We start from the raw sequence: 15,217 nt of genomic DNA, 5'->3' as shown, positions 1-15,217 counted from the left end.
GTCAAGCAGGGTTTCGCAGTTATGCGCGGCACTGGGTAACGTGATTGCGCAGGACTGTCGCCGGGGCACCTGTCACGCCTGAATCCCGTACACGGCCGCACCCACCCCGTGCGCGGGTACGGATCCAGGTGAGCCGCACTGGACCCCGGAGAACCCGGGAGCCGGACCGACGGAGGAGCAACACGTGACCGTGGAGAGCACTGCCGCGCGCAAGCCGCGACGCAGCAGCGGCACCAAGCGGGCGGCAGGCGCTGCGAGCGCCTCCAAGACCCCCGCAGCGAAGGCTGTCGCCACCGCGCAGAACGCCGAGCCGCAGCTCGTACAGCTGCTGACCCCCGAGGGGGAGCGGGTCGGCGCAGAAAACCCTGACAACGCGGAGTTCCTGTCCTACGTCGAGGACATCACCACAGAGGACCTGCGCGCGCTCTACCGCGACATGGTGCTGACCCGCCGCTTCGACGGCGAGGCGACCGCCCTGCAGCGCCAGGGCGAGCTGGGCCTGTGGGCCTCGCTGCTCGGCCAGGAGGCCGCCCAGATCGGCTCCGGCCGGGCCCTGCGCGACGACGACTACGTCTTCCCGACCTACCGCGAGCACGGGGTGGCCTGGTGCCGCGGGGTCGACCCGACGAACCTCCTCGGCATGTTCCGCGGCGTGAACCACGGCGGCTGGGACCCCAACGGCAACAACTTCCACCTGTACACGATCGTGATCGGCTCGCAGACGCTGCACGCGACCGGTTACGCGATGGGCGTGGCCAAGGACGGCGCGGACTCCGCCGTCATCGCCTACTTCGGCGACGGCGCGTCCAGCCAGGGCGACGTGGCCGAGGCCTTCACCTTCTCGGCGGTCTACAACGCCCCCGTGGTGTTCTTCTGCCAGAACAACCAGTGGGCGATCTCCGAGCCGACCGAGCGCCAGATGCGCGTCCCGCTGTACCAGCGCGCGCAGGGCTTCGGCTTCCCCGGCGTCCGCGTCGACGGCAACGACGTCCTGGCCTGCCTCGCGGTGACCCGCTGGGCCCTGGACCGGGCGCGCCGCGGCGAGGGCCCGACGCTGGTCGAGGCGTACACGTACCGGATGGGCGCGCACACCACCTCCGACGACCCGACGAAGTACCGGCGCGACGAGGAGACGCAGGCCTGGGAGGCGAAGGACCCGATCCTGCGCCTGAAGGCCCACCTGCTGGCCACCGGCGGCGCCGACGAGGCCTTCTTCGAGGAGCTGGAGGCCGAGAGCGAGGCCCTGGGCAAGCGGGTGCGCGAGGTCGTGCGCGCCATGCCCGACCCCGACACCATGGCGATCTTCGAGAACGTCTACGCGGACGGGCACGCGCTCGTCGACGAGGAGCGCGCCCAGTTCGCCGCCTACCTCGCGTCCTTCGAGGAGGGTCACTGATGGCTGTCGAGAAGATGTCGATCGCGAAGGCGCTCAACGAGTCGCTGCGCAAGGCCCTGGAGACGGACCCCAAGGTCCTGATCATGGGTGAGGACGTCGGCAAGCTGGGCGGTGTCTTCCGGATCACCGACGGCCTGCAGAAGGACTTCGGCGAGGAGCGGGTCATCGACACCCCGCTGGCCGAGTCCGGCATCGTCGGCACCGCGGTCGGCCTGGCGCTGCGCGGCTACCGGCCGGTCGTCGAGATCCAGTTCGACGGGTTCGTCTTCCCCGCGTACGACCAGATCGTCACGCAGCTCGCGAAGATGCACGCCCGCGCCCTGGGCAAGGTCAAGATGCCCGTCGTCGTGCGCATCCCGTACGGCGGCGCGATCGGTGCGGTCGAGCACCACTCGGAGTCCCCGGAGGCCCTCTTCGCGCACGTGGCGGGCCTGAAGGTGGTCTCGCCGTCGAACGCGAGCGACGCCTACTGGATGCTGCAGCAGGCGATCCTCAGCGACGACCCGGTGATCTTCTTCGAGCCGAAGCGGCGCTACTGGGACAAGGGCGAGGTCGACACCGACGCCATCCCGACCGCGCTGCACACCTCGCGGGTCGTGCGCGAGGGCGCGGACCTCACCCTGGCGGCGTACGGCCCCATGGTGAAGGTCTGCCTGGAGGCGGCGGCCGCGGCGGCCGAGGAGGGCAAGTCGGTGGAGGTCCTCGACCTGCGCTCGATGTCCCCGGTCGACTTCGACGGCATCCAGGCCTCCGTGGAGAAGACCCGCCGGCTCGTGGTCGTCCACGAGGCCCCGGTGTTCCTGGGCGTGGGCTCCGAGATCGCCGCTCGCATCACGGAGCGGTGCTTCTACCACCTGGAGGCGCCGGTGCTGCGCGTGGGCGGCTTCCACACGCCGTATCCGCCGGCCCGCCTGGAGGAGGAGTACCTGCCGGGTCTGGACAGGGTGCTCGACGCCGTCGACCGCTCGCTGGCGTACTGAGGAGAACCCCCCCGTGACCATCCGCGAATTCAAGATGCCCGACGTGGGCGAGGGCCTCACCGAGGCCGAGATCCTCAAGTGGTACGTCCAGCCGGGTGACACCGTCACCGACGGGCAGGTCGTCTGCGAGGTCGAGACGGCGAAGGCGGCCGTCGAGCTGCCGATCCCCTTCGACGGCACCGTGCACGCGCTGCTGTTCGAGGAGGGCACCACGGTCGACGTCGGCCAGGTGATCATCTCGGTGCAGACCGGTGCCGCGTCCGAGGCCCCCGCCGCCCCGGTCGCCGCTGCCGCCCCGGCCCCGGCCGCCGAGGCGCAGGCTCCGGCCGAGGAGCCCGCGCCCGAGGGCCGTCAGCCCGTGCTGGTCGGCTACGGCGTCGCCCAGTCCTCGACGAAGCGCCGCCCGCGCAAGGCCGTCCCGGCCGCCGCCGGTACCCCGGCGCCGGTCGTCGCCGCGGCCCCCGTGGCCGCTCCGGCCGCCCCGGCCCCCGTGGCCGTCCCGGCCCCCGTCCTCACCGGCAACGGGCACGCGCACGCCCTCGGGGAGCGGCCGCTGGCCAAGCCGCCGGTCCGCAAGCTCGCCAAGGACCTCGGCATCGACCTGGCCACCGTGGTCCCCACCGGCGACGGCGGGGTCGTGACCCGCGAGGACGTGCACGCCGCCGCCGCGGCCGCGCTCGCCCCGCAGGCCGCCCCGCAGGCCGCCGCGCCCGCCCCGGTCGCCGCCCCGGTCCCGGCCCAGGCCGAGGCGCCCGCCCGCGCGGCCGGCGCCGCCCCGGCCGAGCCCGGCGCCCGGGAGACCCGTATCCCGGTGAAGGGCGTCCGCAAGGTCACCGCCCAGGCCATGGTCGGCTCGGCGTTCACCGCGCCGCACGTCACCGAGTTCATCACCTTCGACATCACGAAGACGATGAAGCTGGTGCAGGAGCTCAAGGACGACCCCGAGCTGGCCGGCCTGCGGATCAACCCGCTGCTGCTCATCGCCAAGGCGGTCCTGGTGGCCGTCCGCCGCAACCCGGACGTCAACGCGTCCTGGGACGAGGCGGCCCAGGAGATCGTGCTCAAGCACTACGTCAACCTGGGCATCGCGGCGGCCACCCCGCGCGGCCTGATCGTCCCGAACATCAAGGACGCCCACGCCAAGTCGCTGCCTGAGCTCTCCCAGGCCCTGTCCGAGCTGGTCGCCACGGCCCGCGACGGCAAGACCTCCCCCGCCGACATGCAGGGCGGCACCCTCACCATCACCAACGTCGGCGTCTTCGGCGTCGACACCGGCACGCCCATCCTGAACCCCGGCGAGTCCGCGATCCTCGCGGTCGGCGCGATCAGGCTCCAGCCGTGGGTCCACAAGGGCAAGGTGAAGCCGCGCCATGTCACGACCCTGGCGCTGTCCTTCGACCACCGCCTGATCGACGGCGAGCTCGGCTCCAGGTTCCTGGCCGACATCGCCGCCGTGCTGGAGAACCCGCGCCGCCTGGTCACCTGGCAGTAGCCGGCGGCTCCACCGCTCCACCCGCTCCACCGTCCGATGGCCGGTCCCCGCTCCAGGGGGCCGGCCATCGGCCGTCGGCGGGCGAGAACCGCACCCGGTGGTCGCTGCGCCCGGCGGGGGCCGTGCCCGGCGGGGGCCGTGCCCGGCCGGCGGCGGCGCCGAAATCCCTGGCCGGGGCCGACACCCCGTGTGATCATCCCCGGATGATCTTCCGTGCTGCGACCGCCGACCCCGCCGACCTGGACCGGGCCGCCGCCCACCCCGCCGACGGTCCTGTCCCCGCCCTGCCCCCCGAGAAGGTCCGCGAGGAGTTCGCCGCCCTCCGCTTCCGCCCCGAATGGACCTGGTTCGCCGAGGACGCGGACGGGGAGGTGCTCGCCCGCGCCCTGTGGTGGGGCCGCGCCGACAGCGAGCGGCCCATCGCCCTCGACTGCCTCCAGGTCCGCTCCTCGGTCGCCGACCCGGCCGCCCTCGCCGCCGGGCTGCTGGCCGCCGGGCACGCGTCCTTCGACGCCCTCCCCCTCTACAACCTCTCCCTGCCCGCGGACTGGCGGACCCGCCCGGACCTGGTCGAGGCGGTCGCCTGGCGCCGGGAGGCCGCGCAGCGGACGGGCCTGACCCGGGAGATCGAGCGGCTGCGCTACGAGTGGACCCCGTCCGCCGGGACCGCCGGGCCGACGGGGCGGCTCGTCTTCCGGGAGGGCACCGACGAGGAGTTCCTCCACGCCTTCGTCCGGGTCTCCGAGGGCAGCCTCGACCTGGCCACGCAGAGCGAGCTGCGGGTGCGGACCCCCGAGCAGCTGGCCCGCGAGGACATGGCGTTCTACCTGGACTGCCCGGGCGAACGTTCCTGGTGGCGGCTCGCCGAGCTGCCGGACGGCAGGCTCGCCGGCCTGGCCGTCCCGTCGGCGACCCCGTACCACCGCAACGTCGGCTACCTGGGCGTCGTGCCCGAGCAGCGCGGGCGGGGCCTGATCGACGAGGTCCTCGCCGAGATCACCCGCTTCCACGCGGCCGCGGGCGCCGACCGCGTCACCGCGACGACGGACACCGTCAACGCCCCCATGGCCGCGGCCTTCGCCCGCGCGGGCTACCAGGTCTCCGAGATCCGCCTGGTCCTGGAGGCCCCCGAGCACGCCTGACCCGCACGGCGCGGACCAGGCCGCCGGAGCCCGCCCGCCCGGGCCGCCCCGCCCGTCCCGGTCGGCGGGCCGGAACGGCGGGCCGGAACGGCGGGCCGGAACGGCGGGCCGGAACGGCGGCTCGGGCGGCACGCGGAGGGTTCGGGAGGGTAGCCTTCCGGGCCTGAAGGGGGGCGTGCCGGTTGACCATCGCCGAGTTGCAGGTCTACTCCGTCGAGGAGGCCGACGTCGCGGGCGGGCTCTGCACCGTCCGCTGCATCGGGGGCGTCGCCCGGACCGGCCAGGTGTACGCCGCCGGGGACGCGCGCCTCGGCCTGCGCGGCATCGAGCGGCACGGGCACCGGGCGGGGTCCCTCCGCGCGGGCCAGGCGGCACGGGTCCGCCTCACGGGCGCCATGACCGCACTGCTGGCCCGCGGGCAGGTGCTGACCGCGGTGCCGCCCGGCGGCCATGCGCTGGCGGACCTCGAGGCCTGGCTGGCCACCGACCCGCCGCTGGCCGACGAGCCGCACCCGCTGACCCTGCGCTCCCACGGCGTGTCCGGGATGCAGGACGACGCGCTGCCCGACGGGATGCGGCTGCGCTGGGGCCGGGTGGCGCTGGCCGCGGTGGACCGCACGGCCGCCTGGGCGGAACGGCATCCGCTGGACCACGCGATCGACCGCGCCGGCGTACGGGCCTACCTCATCCGGCAGTTCGGCCCCGGCCCCTGCCTCGGCGGGGACCCGGCCGGACTCTGCCGCGAGCTGCTGGACCTGATCGACCTGACCCCGGCCCAGGCGGCCGCGGAGGGGCTGGCCTGGCGCGACCTGCCGCGCCGCCGCATCCGCCACCTGCGCCGCATCAAGCTCATGCTGAACAGCATGGCCACGGTGCGGCCCCACCTGGCGGGGACCTCGGACACCGCCCGGGCCGTGGACGCCTGGGCGGGGGTCCGGGCCGTGCTGCCCTGAGCCCCCGCACGGGCGGGGGAGGCCGCTGCGTATGCGGTGTGGCGGTGGGTCGCTTGCGGCATCATGGCCGTCGTCTGCGAACGGGAGCGGGTGAGCGGGTGTCGCTGCACGACGGGCCGGGGAGCGACGGCCACACGGTGATCGCCGGGCGCTACCGGCTGCAGGAGAAGCTCGGCCGGGGCGGCATGGGGGTCGTGTGGCGGGCCGCCGACGAGCTGCTCGGGCGTCAGGTCGCGGTCAAGGCCCTGTCCCTGGAGGCCGGGGCGGACCCGGCGGGCGCCCTGCGCGAGGCGCGGGCCGTGGCCCAGGTCCGCCACCCCCACGTGATCGTCGTCCACGACGTGGTCGAGCACGAAGGGCGGCCCGTCATCGTGATGGAGCTGGTCGACGGCGGGTCGCTCGCCGACCGGCTCGCCGGCCCGGGCGGGACGCTCTCCCCGGCGGAGGCCGCCGGCGTGGGGCTCGCCCTGCTCGACGCACTGTCCGCCGGCCACGCCCTCGGAGTGCTGCACCGGGATGTGAAGCCCGCCAACGTGCTGCTGGAAGCGGGGACGGGCCGGGTGGTACTGACCGACTTCGGCATCGCGAGCCTGCCCGGGACGACGACGATCAGCGGGACCGGGGTGTTCGCGGGGACCCCCGAGTACTCGGCGCCGGAGCGGATGCAGGGCGCCCCCGGCGGCCCGCCCTCGGACCTGTGGTCGCTCGGCGCGCTGCTGTGCGCGGCGGTGGCGGGCGAGTCGCCGTTCCGCCGGGACTCGCTCGGCGCGGTCCTGCACGCCGTCGTGTACGAGGAGATCCGGCCGACGACCCGGCTGGGGCCGCTCCTGCCGGTGGTCCGCGGCCTGCTGGAGCGGGACCCGGAGCGGCGGACGGGGGCCGCGGAGGCGCGGCGGCTGCTGGCCGCGTGCGCGGCCGGCGGCGGTGGGGACGGTGGGGCGGACGGGGAGACGGCGGCCTCCGCCGCGGGGGCCGGGTACACGCCCACCGAACAGGCGCCGGACCCCGTCGGCGGACCGGACGGGCGGGAGAACCGCATCGACCGGGAGCGGCCCGCGGACCGGGACGGCCGGCCGCGGCTGCGCGGGGCGCGGGCCGCGCTGGTCGTGGCCGGTGCCGTCGCGGCCTGCGCCGGTGCGGTGACGGCGGTGACGCTGCTCGACGGCCGGACCTCGAAGGGCCCGGGCGGCGGGGCGGCCTCGGCGCCGGCCGTCGCCGCGCCGTCGGGGTCCGCGGCCCCGCCGGCGGGAGCTCCCGCGCCGTCCCCGTCCCCCTCGCCCTCGCCGTCCGCCGGGGCGCCGTCGCCGGGCGCGTCGGTGACCGTACCGGTGCCGCGGTCCCCGGCGCCCGCGCAGCAGGGGGGCGTTCCGGCCGGGTACACGAAGGTCCAGGACCTGCGCGGGTTCAGCCTGGCCGTGCCCCGGGGGGCGGTCCGCTCCACGGACGGCGAGCGGACCTTCTACATCACGGCGGACGACGCCGTCCGGGTCGGCATCAGGTTCGGTTCGGTGCCGCCCGGCGGGGCGATGGGGTCGATGCAGGCCGCCGACGCACGGGGCCCGGTGACCAACACGGGGTACCGCGACAACCGGGTCACGGCCACCATGCACGACGGACTGCCCGCCGCGTTCTGGGAGTTCACCTGGGACGGCTTCTCCGCAGCCGAAGGCCCCCGGCACACCTACGACCTCGCCTGGGAGCAGGACGGGACGCTGTTCGACGTGTGGGTGTCGGCCCCGGTCGGCCGCGCCGAGGAGGCCAAGGGCGTCTTCGACACGGCGGTGGCCACCTTCGCCGCCACCGGTCACTGACGGGCCGGAGCGGCGTCGGCGCGCGCCGGCCCGGCCCGGCCCGCCGGCCCGGCTAGTGCTGTGACCGGGAACGTTTGCCGGGTTGCTCGTTGTGCTGGTCGGATGTGACGACTTCGACTGGCATGGGGAGGCGGGATGGCGTTACCGGTCAGGGTCCGCGGGCTAACCGAGCAGGAGGGGCAGAAGCTTCAGCACATCGTTCGGCGGGGCAGCACCAGCTCGGTGCGGTTCAGGCGGGCGATGATGCTGCTGGCCTCCGCTGGCGGCAGCACGGTCCCGGTGATCGCGCGGCTGGTCCAGGCGGACGAGGACACCGTCCGCGACGTGATCCACCGCTTCAACGAGATCGGGCTCGCATGCCTGGACCCTCGGTGGGCGGGAGGCCGTCCCCGCCTGCTGAATCGTGACGACGAGGACTTCGTCGTCCAGACGGCCACCACCCGCCCGACCGCGCTGGGCAAGCCCTTCACCCGCTGGTCGGTCCGCAAACTCGCCGATCACCTGCGGCGCAACATCTCCCGGCCCGTCCGGATCGGCCGGGAAGCCCTGCGCTGCCTGCTGGCCCGCCGGGGGATCTCCTTCCAGCGCACGAAGACCTGGAAGGAGTCCCCGGACCCGGCCTTCGACGCCAAGCTGGCCCGGATCGAATACGCGGTCAACAAGCGTCCCGACCGCACGTTCGCCTTCGACGAGTTCGGCCCCCTCGGCATCCGTCCGACCGCCGGATCCTGCTGGAAGAAGCAGGGCCGGCCCGACCGGCTGCCGGCCACCTTCCGCCGCACCCACGGCATCACCTACTTCCACGGCTGCTACTCGGTCGGCGACGACAAACTGTGGGGCATCAACCGCAGGCGCAAAGGCATCGACCACACCTGGGCCGCCCTGCGATCGATCCGGGCCGCCCGCCCGGACGGCGCCCCGATCTACGTGATCCTCGACAACCTCTCCGCCCACCTGAACTGGAAAATCCGCAGGTGGGCGGACCGAAACAAGGTCGAGCTGTGCTTCACGCCGACCTACGCGTCCTGGGCGAACCCCATCGAGGCCCACTTCGGGCCGCTGCGGCAGTTCACCCTGGCCAACTCCAACCATCCGAACCACACCGTCCAGACCCGGTCCCTGCACGCCTACCTGCGCTGGCGCAACCAGAACGCCCGCCACCCCGACGTCCTCGCCGCACAACGACGCGAACGCGCCCGCATCCGAAGCGAGAAAGGCCTCCGCTGGGGCGGCAGACCACTACCAACCGCAGCCTGACCACCCGACCCGGCAAACGTTCCCGGTCACAGCACTAGCTGTATTGCCCTGTGAGGTTGGGGACGCGGCTGGAGGGTGGCTTGCCTTCGAGTGCGGTGTGTCCGCGGTGGTGATTGTAGGAGTGCAGCCACTGCGGGAATGCCTCGCGCCGTTCGGTCTCTGACCGGTAAGGGCGGGCGTAGGCCCACTCGTCGAGGAGGGTGCGGTTGAAGCGTTCGACCTTGCCGTTGGTCTGGGGCCGGTAGGGCCGGGTTCGCTTGTGGGCGATCCCGGCCGCGGCCAGGGTGTCCCGCCAGGTGTGGGAGCGGTAGCAGGAGCCGTTGTCGGTCAGGACCCGTTCGACGGTGATCCCGGCGTCGGCGAAGAATGCCTGTGCGCGGGTCCAGAACGCGGTGGCGGTCTCCTTGGTCTCGTCGGCCAGGATCTCGCTGTAGGCCAGGCGGGAGTGGTCGTCGACGGCGGTGTGGAGGTAGCTGTAGCCGAGGTTGGGGCGGCCGTGGGCGGTGCGGGGCCGGGCGGGGTCCCGGTGTGCCGAGCTGTTGCGGCCGCCGCGGGCACGGCCGAGGGTTCTGTGTCCGCCGCCGTCGGGGATGTTGCCGAGCTTCTTGATGTCCACATGGACCAGTTCCCCGGGCCGCTCGCGTTCGTAGCGGCGTATGGGCCGGCCGGTGGCCCGGTCCAGGTGCGCCAGGCGGGCCAGGCCGAACCGGGCCAGGACCCGGTGGACGGTCGAGGGCACCAGCCCCAGCAGATACGCGATGCGGGCCGGGCCCCACCGGCGGGCGAGACGGACCTTGATGATCCGGCGCTCGGTGCGGGTCGGCGTGCGGCGAGGGCTGTGCAAGGGGCGGGAGGACCGGTCTGCCATGCCGGCCTCACCCAGGGCCCGGTAGCGGACCGCCCACCGCTGGGCCGTGGTCGGCGAGACCCTGAAACGCTCGGCTGCCCTCCGCAAGGGCCAGCCGTCCTCGACGACGCAGCGGGCCAGGCGCAGACGACCGGTCTCGGTCAGGGGTGCATTACGGTGGGGCATGAGGGCCTTCTGTCGTTCGGTGGAGATGTCGCAATCCACACCGAACCCGGAAGGCCCTCACCCGTTCAAGATGCTCCAACCGAGACCTGCATCACCTGTACACAACCTCCCCGGACAGAACAGCTAGCCCGCCTTGGCGGCGTTGCCGAGGACCTTGGTCGGGGTGATGCGGACGACCACGCGGACGTCCTCCGCCGGCGCCTCCAGGTACTCCTTGCCGCCGCCCGGGCCGAGGTACTGCTCCGCGATGCGGGCGGCGACCGCGCGGCCGGTGTCCTCCGTGACGGTGGCGGTACCGCGGATCTCCGCGTAGAGGTACGGGTTGGCCAGGTCGAACACGGTCAGGCCGACGCGCGGGTCGCGCAGGATGTTCCGCTCCTTGCGCCGCCCCTGCTCGGTGGAGACCAGCAGGTCGCCGCCGTCGCGGGAGACCCACACCACCGAACTCTGCGGGCTGCCGTCGGGGTTGAGCGTGGACAGGACAGCCGGGTGCGGGGCGTCGAGCAGGCTGCGTACGGTGTCGTTCAGCTCAATCGTCATGCGGGCGAGGCTAGTGGGGGCCCGGGGACGCGTACAGGAAGTCCCGCCGACTCCCGGTGGTCGGGGAACGGGTCGGCTACGCCCCGGCCGGGGTCCCCATGAGGGCGACCAGGGCGGAGAAGCTGTCGGCGGCGTGGCCGGCGTCCATGCCGCGGCGGACGAGCGCGGCCACCGCGGCCGGCAGGGTGGTGTCGACCCCCGCGGCGGCATGGGTGTGCCGGACGTGCTCGACGCTGGCCAGCGCCATCGCCAGGCGGTCCACGTCGCCGTCGTGCCGGCCGGCGTCGATGCGGTCGGCGTAGAACCCGAAGAAGTCGGGGAGGGAGTTCGCCGTGCCGGTGGCGTGCTCCAGGACGTCGGCCGCGGTCAGCCCGTTGGCGCGGGCGAGGGCGAGCGCCTGCCAGTAGCCCAGCATGGCCGTCCAGAACACGGTCATGCCGAGCTGGTAGAAGAGCGCGGCCGCGCCCGGGTCCTCGCCCCGGTGGTCGGTCCGCCCGGTGACGACCTCCAGCAGCGGCCGGACGGCGTCGAACACCTCCCGCGGCCCGCTGTAGAAGGTGAGCGACGCGGCGCGTCCGATCCCGGAGGGCGGCACGGTGACGCCTCCGGTGAGCTGTACGGCGCCCCGCTCGGCGGCCCAGCGGGCGGCCGCGCGGGCCTGCTCGGGGGTGTCCGAGGAGAGGTTGACCAGGACCCGGCCGGCGAGCGCGGCGGCGGCCGGGCCGAGCACCTCGTACATCGCGGCGTAGTCGGTGAGGCTGACGACCGCCACCCCGCTCGCGGCCAGGGCCTGCGCCACGTCGGGTGCGAGCCGGGCGCCGCGGGCCACCAGGGCGTCGGCGCGTGCGGCGGTCCGGTTCCAGAGGGTGACCTCGTACCCGCGGTCGAGGAAGGCCGCGGCCATCGCCTGCCCCATCGGGCCGAGTCCGATGACGGTGACCGACGGGCGTCCGGTGCCGGTGTTTGTGTTGGTGCTGGCGCTGTGCATGCGAATCCCACCCCTCACTAGAACGATCGCTCTATCCAGAGCGTGGGTGGAAACGTAGCACAGCTCTGGAACGAGCGCTCTACTCACTGGCCGGGTACGGTGGCCCCATGCAGAACACCACCCGGGAGCGGATCGTCGTCGCCGCCGCACGCCTGCTGCAGCGGCAGGGGTACATCGGTACGGGCATCAAGCAGATCGCCAGGGAGGCGGAGGCCACCCTCGGCTCCGTCTACCACTTCTTCCCCGGCGGCAAGGAGGCCGTCGCCGTGGCCGCCATCGAGCACGGCAGCCGGGAGTTCGCCGGGCTGCTGCGCGAGGCGATGGACTCCGCCGAGGACCCGGCGGAGGCCGTGGTCGCCTGCACCGCCCGCCTCGCCGAGGAGCTCCGCGCCTCCGGCTGGACCGACGGCTGCCCCGTCACGGCGGCGGCGCTGGAGACCCTCGGCACCGACTCCGGGATCCAACAGGCCTGCGCGGAGGCGCTGCGCGGCTGGGAGCAGCTGGTCCTCGACAAGCTGCTGGTCGCCGGGCTCGGCCCCGCGGACGCCCGTGAGCTGGCGAGCACCGTCATCAGCACCCTGGAGGGCGCCGAGGTCACGGCCCAGGTCAACCGCAGCGCGGAGCCGCTGCACGCGGCGGGCCGCCAGCTGGCCCGCCTGGTGCGCTCGTACGCACCCCGGCGGAACGCCCCGGTCGGGGCCTGAGGGCGTCGGACCCGGCCTTCGGCCGGCGGCCGGGTCCGGCTAGCGGTCGGACTGGTTCCAGGGGAGGTTGAGCCAGGGACTGCCGGGGTCGGTGGTCAGCGCCTGGTGGACGGCGGCCATGTCCGTGTACCAGTGCCCGTACTCCTCCTCGTCGAACTGCAGGCAGCGGCCGAGGACGAAGCCCGCCGAGAGGTCCTCCCAGGACCGGTAGGCGAGCCGGCACATGCGGCCGGCGCGGACGACGGCCTCCTCGGCCTCCTCGACCGTGCCGAACCGGGCGCCGAGGCCCCAGCGGGCCATCTGGGAGGCCCGCCCGTAGTCCCAGGCCTCGACCGAGCGGACGTACCTGTCCTCGCCGAGGATCCCGTCGGCGCGGAAGCGCTGCTCGTAGCGGGTGATCCGGCCGATGACCCGCTGGACGCCCGCGACCTCCCCCTCGATCTCCGCCGTCGAGCGCGGCCGGGCGGTGGTGACGCCGTCGGGGGTGATGCGGGGCTCGGCGGCGCGTTCGGCGTTGGCGCGGAGGGTGGCCTCGGTGGCGTGCCGCCAGTGCTCGGTGTCGACGGGCCCGGCGAACTCCTTGGCGAGGGCCACGCGGATGCGCAGCGTGAACTCCCAGACCGAGCTGACCATGTCGGCGGCCAGCAGCCGTTCGGTGGTGGCGAGCCACTGCTCGCGGGTGGTGACGCCCCACCAGTCGCGGAGCTTCTCGCGCTCCTTGGTGTAGCCCTCGCCGTGGTAGCCGAGGGCGTTCCAGAACAGGCCGTTGCGCACGGAGAGGTGGGCGCCGCAGGCCAGCCCGAAGGCGGCGGGCCCGTGCAGCGGGCCGCCGACGTGCAGGGCGTGGACGGTGTTCTCCTTCAGGCCGTACTCGGTGGCCCGGTTCCAGTGGAACTTCCACACCTCGCGGTCGGCGGGCGAGGACGGAAGGAAGGCCTCGCACGGGCTGCCCGGGTTGACGGCGAGGTACGGGGGGTCGCCCGGGTCGATGCGGTGCGCGAACCAGCTGAGGCTGTGGCGCGAGAACACCTGGTCGGGGGTGGGGGCGGGGAGCATGCCGGCCGTGTACGCGACGAAGCAGGGGGCGGAGCCGGCCTGGGGGAAGCGGACGGGCTGCAGGTACACGGCGTTCGGATGCTGGTCCAGGTAGGCACGGGACTGCGGGACGAACAGCTCGGCGCGGGCGAGGGCGTCGAAGTAGGCGGGCCAGTCGTCGGCGGTCTTGGCCTCGTACAGCTGTCGTTCGATGATGCTCGGCGCGATCCAGGTGCCCATGTGGGAGAACCCTAACGGGGGCCTCCGGGGGCCGCGGACCGGCCCGTACCGTCCGGTCGAGGGGCGCGGCCGGGGCCGGGGCGCAGGTGCCGGGGGTGGCCGCGCATACGCAGGAGGGGTTCCTTCCGGTTGAGCTGCGCAGAGGGTGCGCGGCGGTGGTCCCGCCACCGTGCGCGGACCCGGTGATGGTGGTGGGGCCACCATGCCGTGGTGCATCAGGCCTGGTGGGGCGGCCGGGGCCCATGGTCCAGTGCTTCTCCGGCCCCCTTCGAGCGGCCCCGAACCGCCTCCGGCCTGGCCAGGGCATCGGGTGCGGCCCACCGGACGGCCACGCCGCCGTTCCGGTCCGTTCGGGCGTGATGGTCCGCCCTGCATATGCGGGCGAATGTGTGTGACGGCTCCACCTGTTCCGGCAACTCCCCCCAACCCCAGGGTTGAAGCGCTGAGGAGGAAGCCGGGGGAAGGGATGGATGCATCATGAGCGCACCGAGTCTCGAACGACTGGAGACGCTGAGCAGCCGGTTCGTACCGGACCTCGTCGTCGACGAACTCTGCGCCGAGCTGTTCGCCTCGCTGCCGCGCAGCGACCAGCGCCGCAAGGGCGAGGTGTACCTGCGCGGGCTGCTCAAGGCCGAGGGCCGCAAGTCGATACGGAACATCGCGGCCCACGTCGGCGACCGGGCGGCCGAGCAGAGCCTCCACCACTTCGTCGTGTCCTCCACCTGGGACTGGGGCCCCGTACGGGCCGCCCTCGCCCGCTACCTCGAGCGCGCCCTGCGGCCCCGCGCCTGGGTGGTGCAGCCGGTGGTCATCTCCAAGGCGGGGACCGAGTCGGTGGGCGTCGCGCGCCGCTTCGTGCCGGAGCGCGGCCAGATGGTCAACAGCCAGGTGGCGTTCGGGGTGTGGTCCGTCGCGGAGGAGCAGAGCAGCCCCGTCAACTGGCGGCTCGCGCTCACCCAGAAGTGGCGGGACAGCGTCGGCCCGCTCTCGCCGAACGTGCACCGGTCGGAGCTGGCGACGAGCCCGCTGGAGTGCGCCGCCGGGGCCGTGGAGGAGCTGCGGGACTGGGTCGGCCAGCCGCACCGGCCCGTGGTGTTCGACCTGCCCGACGTCGATCCGGCGGCGGTGGCCCGCCGCTTCGCCCCGGTCGGCCTGCACTTCGTGGCGACGGCCCGCGGCTCGATGCGGGTGCGGTGCGCCGACCCGGTGCTGCCGTCCAGCGGGAACCGCGAACTGGCCGCGCACCAGCTGTTGCTGATGGCCCGTACGCTGCGCCGGCCGGTGACCTGGCTGGACCCGGTGACGCTGCAACCGCGCACCTCGCTGGTCGTGGGGGTGCGGGTGGAGCTGCCGCAGGCGCCGGCCCCGGTGCTGCTGTTCGGCGAGTGGGCCGACCCGCGCGGCTGGCCCGAGCGGTGCTGGGTCAGCGACATGACCCAGGCGCCTCCCGGGGCGCTGCTGCGGTTGGCGAAGCGGGCGCAGAACGTGGAGCACGACTTCGCGACCGTCTCCCAGAAGGTGGGCATGACCGACTTCGGCGGGAGGTCCTTCGGCGGGTGGCACCGGCACACCACCCTGGCGTCGGCCGCGCACGCGGTGCGGATGCTCACGGAGCGCAGGGGCGGCGAGCGGTAGCCCTCCGCCCC

At 74.1% G+C, this 15,217-nt stretch carries 13 protein-coding genes; 9 read left to right on the top strand and 4 right to left on the bottom strand.

Annotation, left to right across the window (positions count from 1 at the left end):
* Nucleotides 1-184: 184 nt before the first annotated feature.
* The 7 genes from pdhA to ACSHWO_RS17140 all read left to right on the top strand — a co-directional run bounded on the left by pdhA (nt 185) and on the right by ACSHWO_RS17140 (nt 9,031).
* Nucleotides 185-1,396: a pyruvate dehydrogenase (acetyl-transferring) E1 component subunit alpha gene (pdhA, locus tag ACSHWO_RS17170; RefSeq protein WP_361092887.1), complete on the top strand. Its 1,212-nt coding sequence runs from the start codon at nt 185-187 to the stop codon at nt 1,394-1,396.
* A complete protein-coding gene (locus ACSHWO_RS17165) occupies nt 1,396-2,376 on the top strand; it encodes an alpha-ketoacid dehydrogenase subunit beta (protein WP_361092884.1) in 981 nt (326 codons plus the stop codon). Before pdhA ends, ACSHWO_RS17165 begins: the two co-directional genes overlap by 1 nt.
* Nucleotides 2,377-2,410: 34 nt before the next feature.
* Complete coding sequence (locus ACSHWO_RS17160) at nt 2,411-3,868, top strand: dihydrolipoamide acetyltransferase family protein (protein ID WP_438319127.1); 1,458 nt, start codon at nt 2,411-2,413, stop codon at nt 3,866-3,868.
* A gap of 203 nt (nt 3,869-4,071) precedes the next feature.
* The gene (locus tag ACSHWO_RS17155; RefSeq protein WP_438312919.1) at nt 4,072-5,010 is read left to right on the top strand and encodes a GNAT family N-acetyltransferase; all 939 of its coding nucleotides are present in this window, start codon (nt 4,072-4,074) and stop codon (nt 5,008-5,010) included.
* Between the two features lie 182 nt (nt 5,011-5,192).
* On the top strand, nt 5,193-5,963 hold the full coding sequence (locus tag ACSHWO_RS17150) for a hypothetical protein (RefSeq protein ID WP_404237045.1): 771 nt from the start codon (nt 5,193-5,195) through the stop codon (nt 5,961-5,963).
* A gap of 98 nt (nt 5,964-6,061) precedes the next feature.
* Nucleotides 6,062-7,774 carry a serine/threonine-protein kinase gene (locus ACSHWO_RS17145; RefSeq protein WP_438312916.1) on the top strand — a complete coding sequence of 571 codons (1,713 nt, stop codon included), beginning with the start codon at nt 6,062-6,064 and terminating at the stop codon, nt 7,772-7,774.
* Nucleotides 7,775-7,909: 135 nt separating this feature from the next.
* Nucleotides 7,910-9,031 carry an IS630 family transposase gene (locus tag ACSHWO_RS17140; protein ID WP_438310239.1) on the top strand — a complete coding sequence of 374 codons (1,122 nt, stop codon included), beginning with the start codon at nt 7,910-7,912 and terminating at the stop codon, nt 9,029-9,031.
* Nucleotides 9,032-9,065: 34 nt separating this feature from the next.
* Here ACSHWO_RS17140 and ACSHWO_RS17135 read toward each other — a convergent pair whose 3' ends face one another.
* The 3 genes from ACSHWO_RS17135 to ACSHWO_RS17125 all read right to left on the bottom strand — a co-directional run bounded on the left by ACSHWO_RS17135 (nt 9,066) and on the right by ACSHWO_RS17125 (nt 11,592).
* Complete coding sequence (locus ACSHWO_RS17135; RefSeq protein WP_438309881.1) at nt 9,066-10,064, bottom strand: IS481 family transposase; 999 nt, start codon at nt 10,062-10,064, stop codon at nt 9,066-9,068.
* Between the two features lie 123 nt (nt 10,065-10,187).
* On the bottom strand, nt 10,188-10,604 hold the full coding sequence (locus ACSHWO_RS17130) for a PPOX class F420-dependent oxidoreductase (RefSeq protein WP_361092873.1): 417 nt from the start codon (nt 10,602-10,604) through the stop codon (nt 10,188-10,190).
* 76 nt (nt 10,605-10,680) lie between these two features.
* Nucleotides 10,681-11,592, bottom strand: coding sequence for an NAD(P)-dependent oxidoreductase (locus ACSHWO_RS17125; RefSeq protein WP_438312914.1), 912 nt, complete (start codon nt 11,590-11,592; stop codon nt 10,681-10,683).
* A gap of 107 nt (nt 11,593-11,699) precedes the next feature.
* Here ACSHWO_RS17125 and ACSHWO_RS17120 point away from each other — a divergent pair, with 107 nt between their 5' ends.
* Complete coding sequence (locus tag ACSHWO_RS17120) at nt 11,700-12,296, top strand: TetR/AcrR family transcriptional regulator (RefSeq protein WP_438312912.1); 597 nt, start codon at nt 11,700-11,702, stop codon at nt 12,294-12,296.
* A 39-nt stretch (nt 12,297-12,335) separates the two neighbouring features.
* Here ACSHWO_RS17120 and ACSHWO_RS17115 read toward each other — a convergent pair whose 3' ends face one another.
* Nucleotides 12,336-13,571, bottom strand: a complete 1,236-nt coding sequence (locus ACSHWO_RS17115) for a DUF1266 domain-containing protein (protein ID WP_438312910.1) — start codon at nt 13,569-13,571, stop codon at nt 12,336-12,338.
* A 477-nt stretch (nt 13,572-14,048) separates the two neighbouring features.
* On the opposite strand from ACSHWO_RS17115, the gene ACSHWO_RS17110 reads away from it, so the two are divergent.
* Nucleotides 14,049-15,206, top strand: a complete 1,158-nt coding sequence (locus ACSHWO_RS17110; RefSeq protein WP_361092864.1) for an IS701 family transposase — start codon at nt 14,049-14,051, stop codon at nt 15,204-15,206.
* Nucleotides 15,207-15,217: the final 11 nt, after the last annotated feature.

It is taken from the genome of Streptomyces pallidus (ex Mingjun et al. 2026), from assembly GCF_051550185.1.
Taxonomy (GTDB): domain Bacteria; phylum Actinomycetota; class Actinomycetes; order Streptomycetales; family Streptomycetaceae; genus Streptomyces.
Note: the sequence above shows the minus strand (reverse complement) of the source record. Positions and strands in the feature narration are given on the sequence as shown.